We start from the raw sequence: 6,732 nt of genomic DNA, 5'->3' as shown, positions 1-6,732 counted from the left end.
ACGGTGACGACGCCGACTTCCGGCGTTTGCGGCGGCGGTGCCGATTCTTTTTTCCCGCACGCGGCCAGGAAAACGGCAGCCGTTGCGGCGGTGATTAAGCGGTATGGAACCCGTTCGACGCGCATGGAGCGACCTCTCACAATTAGACGACCTTCAATGGGAATCACCAGATCTCCTCATGGCCCTGACGCGCGGCGGACCTGCAGCTTCCTGTCCACCGCGGATGCGGACGCGTGTTGCGGGTGTGCGTTGCACCCTGCGAAGCGTTCGTGTACCGAACTGCTTCCGAAAAAGAACGGCAAGCCCGCGGTCCGGCGGGCTCACGTTGCCGCGGGTTCAGCCAGACCGCTGGCTCGCGGGCCGGAACGCAGCGCCGACGAATTCGATGAACGCACGAGCGGCGGCCGGCAGACGCGCAGCGCGCGCATGCGCGAGCTTCAGCGTGACGGGCGCGAGCGGGTGGGCCGGCGCAACACGCACCAGCGTGCCGGCCGCCAGATCGGCGTCGACGAGATACGCGGGCAGCACCGTCGCACCCATGCCGGCCACGGCCAGCCGCCGCGCCATCTCGAGATGGCCAACGCCCGTATTGCCGGGCGTCGCGCCGGATCGATTCCCGGCCGCGTGATCGTCGTCAGCCGTCGGCTGCTCCAGCCGCACGGCCGCGATGTCCGGCCAGTCGCCCGACGCAGCCGCGCCTCCGTGCGCGGCGACGTAACCTGGCGCCGCGACCCGCACGGATTCGTACGCGGCCAGCGTATGCAGCGCATGGGCGCCGGACACCGGCATGTCGTCCGTCAGGAACGCGACGTCGATGTCCTCGGCGGTCAGGTCGATGTGGGTATCGGTCAGCGTCACCGTCGGCCGCACGTCCGGAAACCGGTGCACGAAGCGATCGAGCAACGCGCTCAACTGGCTGAGCCCGAACGCGACCGGCGCGGCCACGCGCAATACGCCTTCCGGCTTGCTGCCCATCGCGACGAAGCGGCCGTCGATCTCGTCGATCGCGCCGAGAATCCGCTCGACGCGCGCGAGATACAGCTCGCCGATTTCCGTCAGCGACTGGTGGCTCGTGCTGCGTTGAAGCAGGCGCGCACCGAGGCGCGTCTCGAGCGCATCGACCAGCCGGCTCGCCATCGCCGTCGACACGCGCAACCGCGTCGCCGCCCGGCGAAACCCGCCTTCTCTTGCCACCGTCACGAATGCCCGAATCGATTGAAGTTGGTCCATTTGTCCGGATTTCCCTGCGCGAACGACTGCCCGTATGCCTGCACCGCCGCCGCGCCACAGCCGGCCCCCAACGGCCCGGCCAATGCGGCGGCACCGACACCGGCTCAGCCGGGTCGGTCGACACGTGCGACACGCACGGGCCGGCTTGCAACGGACGCAAACCGGCCTCGGCAAGCCCGATGCACGATCGTTCAATAGCAGTCCTGAGTCTTTTCCGGCGATTCGCGGGGCGACGCACGCGGCATGGCGGCGGCCGCGCATCACGCGGACGATGTTGCCCGCATCATCCGGGCGCGCTGAATCGCATTTCCTTCAGCAGGTGCAATGGTAGGGAAACCACCGAAAAATGGCTTGCCCGATCCTGCGATTGTTTTGCCTTAATTTCCGAATTTGTGCGCTGCACACCGTGCAACGACGACGGCACGATCGCCGACCATGCAGGTCCGGATGATCGGGCTAATTTCGGACAGGTTTAGGCAATCCCGCGCACGCAACTGGCCGTACGATGTGACCGCCGTGCCTGCACCGCGACAACGGATCGCAGCCGCGCACATTGCATCGACCACGCCGCCACCCGCTTACGCAACATGGAAATCGACGCCGAAACGCCACCGCAACCGCGCAACCCGCCTGATCACGATGCTCGGACGCGCGCTCTGTCGCCCGCGGCCCGGCTCGCGGCGCTGATCGCTGCGTACGCGCCGCACGACGGCATGTTCGACCTCCCGTTGCGCGGCATGCGCGTCGCGCGCGCTTGCGCGCCGTCGCCGCAGTGGAACCACGGCGTGCACCACGCGTGCCTGAGCATCGTCGGGCAAGGCGCGAAGTCGATGCGGGTCGGCGACGAGACCTACCCGATCGACGAATCGCGGATGCTGGTCGCCACCGCCGACCTGCCCGTGACCGGACGCGTGACCCGCGCAAACCCGGCCGAACCGTTCCTTTACGCGCAACTCGCGCTCGATCCGCACCGCATCGCGGCGCTCACGCCGGTGGTCTTTCCGCACGGGCTGCCGAAAACCGTCGACTACCGCGCGCTCGACACGCTCGACGCGACGCCCGAAATCGTCGACGCCGTCGCGCGGCTGATGCAACTGATCGCACAGCCCGACGACCTCGACCTGCTCGCACCGCTGATCGTCGACGAAATCCTCATCCGGCTGCTGCGCGGCCCGTCGGGCACACGCGTCGCGCAGATCGGCGACGCCGGTTCGACGACTCAACGGATCTCGCGCGCCGTCGCATGGATTCGCGACCACTACCTCGATCCGATAGCGGTCGACGCGCTCGCGCGACGGGTGGAGATGAGCCCGTCGACTTTCCACCATCACTTCCGTGCGGTCACGTCGATGAGCCCGTTGCAATGCCAGAAGGTGCTGCGGCTGCAGGAGGCGCGCCGCCTGATGTGCCTGTCGGCGATGGACGCGCGGCAGGCGTGCCGAAGCGTCGGCTATGTGAGCGCGTCGCAGTTCAGCCGCGAATACGCGCGGCTGTTCGGCGACGCGCCTGGCCGCGACGTCGCGAGACTGCGCGGCGAAGCGGTACCGCTGTCGCGCGTCGCACCATGAACGGATATCGCAACGGGCTCGCTGCTCACCGCGAACCCGATCGTCGGGCCGGCTCCCGGCTCATGCGAGCGAGGGCGGTGCGGCCAGGCTGACGTCGACGCGCTTCGGCAGGATGCCGGCCTGATGGAATACGTCCGCGATGCGCTGCTGGTACGCGAGCGTGTCGCGGGTGACGGGCTCGACACCGAAGCGTGCGCGGCGGAATGCGAGCGCCACGGCCGGCTCCGGAATCCCCCATAGCTTCGAGAATTCGGCCGCGCCCTGCGCGCGGTTCGCATCGAGCCAGCGCTGGATCGTCGCCAGTTCCGACACGGCCGCATCGAGCACGTCGGCATTGCGCTGCGCATACGTGCGCGATGCAAAGTAGTAGCCGCGGTTCTCGACGAGCCCCGTACCGTCCGCGACGATGCGCGCGCCGAAGGCCTGCTGGACCACCGCGAGAAACGGATCCCAGATGATCCACGCATCGACCGAGCGGTTCTCGAATGCGGCCCGCGCATCGGACGGCGACAACCAGACCGGCGTGACGTCGGTATAACCGAGCTTCGCGGCCTGCAACAGCCGGACCAGCAGGAAGTGCGTATTCGATCCCTTCACCAGCGCGATGCGCTTGCCGCGCAGGTCGGCAAAGGTCTTGACCGGCGAATCCTTCGCGACGACCACGGCTTCGGCTGCCGGACCGGCCGGCGTCTGCGCGTAGTAGACGAGCGGCGCGCCGGCCGCGAGCGCGAAAATCGGCGGCGCTTCGCCGACATCGCCGAAATCGATCGATCCCGCGTTCAGCGCCTCGAGTTGCGGCGGGCCCGACGGGAATTCGGTCCACGTGACGTTCACGCCGAGTGTCGCGAGCTTGCCCTGCAGCGTGCCGCGCGCCTTCAGCAGGCTGAGCGGCCCTTTCTGATAACCGATGCGCAACGTACGCGTGCCGGCCGCACTGGCCAGCGCAAGGCCCGAGTGGGCGGCGGCGCCTGCCGCGATTGCCAGGCCGGCATGAAGCAGCCGGCGGCGGGTACTGGAGTATCGATCTGCCATGTCGTTTCGGGTTCGATGAAGTGGGCGCGAGCGGGAGCGCGCGCAGGCGATGAAGCAGGTCGAACCGATTCTAAAAGGCGGCCGCCGCACGCCGAACCAACGATGTTCGATATCGAAAGCAAGCGTTTTCATAAGGACCTGCCACCGGCACGAGCAGCGTTGTCCGGAACCGTCCGTGTGCACATGCATTCGCCTCCCGGTTTTAATGCAGGATTCCGAATCAATTACATCGAGCCGGAAGACGGTGGTCGGTACTCACGATACCGACCTTGCGTAAATCAGGCCTTGCGTAAATCAGGAGTGACGGGACGGGCAGCAAGCGTTCAATGCGGCCTCGTCGGCGGCGAGCAGCTCGGGAACGCATTCCCGCAGGAAATCGACGAACGTGCGGATCTTCGCATCGAGATACTGACGCGACGCATACAACGTATAGACCGTCAGCTTCTGCAGCCGGTAGTCGGGCAGCACGCGCACCAGTGCGCCGCTCGCGAGCGCGGGCAGCGCAGCCGGTATCGGCAGCGAGCCGATCCCGAGCCCCGCGCGCAGCGCGGCGCCGAGCGCATCGGCGATATTCACCTGGAAATCGGGCACCGGCAGTTCGAACGTTTCGCGACCGTTCGGGCCGTCGAGATGCCAGCGGTCGCGCGGAAAAAGCGGCGTGACGATCTGCAGGCACGCATGGCCGGCGAGATCGCTCACCGTGCGCGGCGTGCCGCGCGTCTTCAGATAGGCAGGCGACGCGCACAACACGCTGCCCACGTCGCCGAGCCGCTGCGACACCAGCCCGGAATCGGGCAGCTCCGTCGTGCTCAGCTGCAGCGACACGTCGTAGCCTTCGTCGATGATGTCGGGCACGTGCTGCGACAGCGTCAGCTCGACCGCGACCGACGGAAAGCGCTCACGGTAGCGCACGACCGCGGGCACCACGTAAGACTGGCCGAAGCTCGTCGTCGCGTGAACGTGCAGCCGTCCGGACGGCTTCGCCTGTGCATCGGCCGCCTCGGCTTCCGCTTCGTCGATATAGCCGAGGATACGCTGGCAGCGGTCGAGATAGCGCTGCCCGGCGTCGGTCAGCGCGATGCGGCGCGTGCTGCGGTTGAGCAGCCGCGTGCGCAGATGCGTTTCGAGTTGCGCGACCGAGCGCGACGCATAGGCCGTCGTGATGTCCAGGCGCTGGGCCGCGCTCGTGAAGCTGCCCTCCTCCGCGACCCGGACGAAAATGCGCATCATCTGTAACGTGTCCATCGACCTGTCCCCGGGATTGTCACGTCGCGCCACCGTGCCGCCGGCACACGCCGGTCTGGCGCGAATCGTGCGGAACAGTACAGCAGCGTTGCAGGCGTGTCCAGTTCGCCGTATGCGGCACGATCCGGATGCGGAATCGTGCCGCCGAGCCGCGCGTACATGCGTATCGAAGGTGCCGACAGCCAACGGAAGCGGTCGGCAAAAACCACCCGCCGACCATGAGCCCCTCGCGATCGGTGCCCTTCGCGTCTCTCGCGCGTTACGCGGCGCCCGCCGCATCGAACGGATTGCACAACACGATCGTATCGTCGCGCTCCGCGCCGGTCGTGATCATCGAAACCGGCGCGCCCGCCACCGCTTCGATGCGCGCGATGAAATCCTGCGCGGCTCGGGGCAGCGCCGCACGCTCGCGCACGCCCTTCACGGAGCCTTGCCAGCCTTCGAACCGTTCGTAGAGCGGCTTCGCGCGCGACTGCGCGTCGAGGCTCGCGGGCAGATGGTCGACACGCACGCCGTCGAATTCGTAACCGACGCACAGCTCGATCGACTCGAAGCCGTCGAGCACGTCGAGCTTGGTGAGCGCCAGCGAATCGATGCCCGAGACCCTCACGGCCTGACGCAGTTGCGCGGCATCGAGCCATCCGCAGCGTCGCGGCCGGCCGGTATTGACGCCGAACTCCTGTCCGCGCGCACGCAGCGTTTCGCCGGTCGCGTCGGTCAGCTCGGTGAGGAACGGACCGCCGCCGACCCGCGTCGCATACGCCTTCGTGACACCCAGCACGTGGCCGAGCTTCGCCGCACCGAGCCCGGTGCCGGCCGCCGCGGCCGACGCGACGGTGCCCGACGACGTCACGAACGGATACGTGCCCCAGTCGATGTCCAACATCACGGCCTGCGAACCCTCGAACAGAATGCGCTCGCCTCGATCGGCCGCGTCGTTGAGGTCGGCCCAGACGGGACGCACGAACGGCAGGATCTTCGGTGCAAGCGCAACCAGCGTCGTCAGCATCGCGTCGCGATCGTACGCGTCGAGCCCCAAGCCGCGGAACCACGCGTTGTGATGGTCGACGAGCACGTCGAGTTTGGCCGCGAGCCCGCCCGGTTCCGCGAGATCGCCGACGCGCAGCCCGCGACGCCCGACCTTGTCCTCGTAGGCCGGCCCGATCCCGCGCAGCGTGGTGCCGATGGGTTCGCGGCGCAAACGCTCCTGCGCCTGATCGATCGCACGGTGAATCGGCAGCACCAGCGTCGCATTCTCCGCGATCGACAGGTTGTTCGGCGTGACCGACAACCCGAGCGCGGCCATTCGCCCGATTTCCGCGAGCAGCGCTTCCGGGTCGAGCGCCACGCCGTTGCCGATCACGCCGCGCTTGCCGCGCACGATGCCGCTCGGCAGCAGCGCGAGCTTGTACGTGCGGCCACCGACGACCAGCGTGTGACCCGCGTTGTGGCCACCGTTGTAGCGCGCGACGAGATCGGCCTGTGCCGCCAGCCAGTCCACGATGCGCCCCTTGCCTTCGTCGCCCCATTGGGCGCCCACGACCACCACGTTCGGCATGTTCCGTACTCCATGTGAGAAATTCAGACACTTGTTCAGCCCAGGTCGGCCGTTTGTGTGCCATATTGGCGTAGCCGAATCGCCCGATCAAACGATTAA

5 protein-coding genes and 1 pseudogene are annotated in these 6,732 nt (G+C 67.6%); 1 reads left to right on the top strand and 5 read right to left on the bottom strand.

Annotation, left to right across the window (positions count from 1 at the left end; genetic code table 11):
* A pseudogene (locus WS61_RS32340) lies at nucleotides 1-125 on the bottom strand (efflux transporter periplasmic adaptor subunit); the annotation flags it as partial.
* Between the two features lie 211 nt (nucleotides 126-336).
* On the bottom strand, nucleotides 337-1,230 hold the full coding sequence (locus WS61_RS00770) for a LysR family transcriptional regulator (protein ID WP_059498810.1): 894 nt from the start codon (nucleotides 1,228-1,230) through the stop codon (nucleotides 337-339).
* A 587-nt stretch (nucleotides 1,231-1,817) separates the two neighbouring features.
* On the opposite strand from WS61_RS00770, the gene WS61_RS00765 reads away from it, so the two are divergent.
* Nucleotides 1,818-2,798 (top strand): AraC family transcriptional regulator, encoded by a 981-nt coding sequence (locus WS61_RS00765; RefSeq protein WP_059498809.1) that lies wholly within the window; start codon nucleotides 1,818-1,820, stop codon nucleotides 2,796-2,798.
* A 60-nt stretch (nucleotides 2,799-2,858) separates the two neighbouring features.
* Here WS61_RS00765 and WS61_RS00760 read toward each other — a convergent pair whose 3' ends face one another.
* From WS61_RS00760 to WS61_RS00750, 3 genes are all read right to left on the bottom strand, one after another.
* Nucleotides 2,859-3,830, bottom strand: a complete 972-nt coding sequence (locus WS61_RS00760) for an aliphatic sulfonate ABC transporter substrate-binding protein (RefSeq protein WP_059498808.1) — start codon at nucleotides 3,828-3,830, stop codon at nucleotides 2,859-2,861.
* A gap of 294 nt (nucleotides 3,831-4,124) precedes the next feature.
* Nucleotides 4,125-5,075 (bottom strand): LysR family transcriptional regulator, encoded by a 951-nt coding sequence (locus tag WS61_RS00755; protein WP_059498807.1) that lies wholly within the window; start codon nucleotides 5,073-5,075, stop codon nucleotides 4,125-4,127.
* 259 nt (nucleotides 5,076-5,334) lie between these two features.
* Nucleotides 5,335-6,633 carry an adenylosuccinate synthase gene (locus tag WS61_RS00750; protein WP_059498806.1) on the bottom strand — a complete coding sequence of 433 codons (1,299 nt, stop codon included), beginning with the start codon at nucleotides 6,631-6,633 and terminating at the stop codon, nucleotides 5,335-5,337.
* Nucleotides 6,634-6,732: the final 99 nt, after the last annotated feature.

This window comes from Burkholderia sp. ABCPW 11 (assembly GCF_001523445.1).
In the GTDB taxonomy this organism is placed as follows: domain Bacteria; phylum Pseudomonadota; class Gammaproteobacteria; order Burkholderiales; family Burkholderiaceae; genus Burkholderia.
This window is presented reverse-complemented; position numbering and strand designations above follow the sequence as displayed.

Coding starts and splice junctions, on each gene's coding strand:
- WS61_RS00770 (WP_059498810.1), bottom strand. CDS start 1,230: ATGGACCAACTTCAATCGATTCGGGCATTCGTGACGGTGGCAAGAGAA.
- WS61_RS00765 (WP_059498809.1), top strand. CDS start 1,818: ATGGAAATCGACGCCGAAACGCCACCGCAACCGCGCAACCCGCCTGAT.
- WS61_RS00760 (WP_059498808.1), bottom strand. CDS start 3,830: ATGGCAGATCGATACTCCAGTACCCGCCGCCGGCTGCTTCATGCCGGC.
- WS61_RS00755 (WP_059498807.1), bottom strand. CDS start 5,075: ATGGACACGTTACAGATGATGCGCATTTTCGTCCGGGTCGCGGAGGAG.
- WS61_RS00750 (WP_059498806.1), bottom strand. CDS start 6,633: ATGCCGAACGTGGTGGTCGTGGGCGCCCAATGGGGCGACGAAGGCAAG.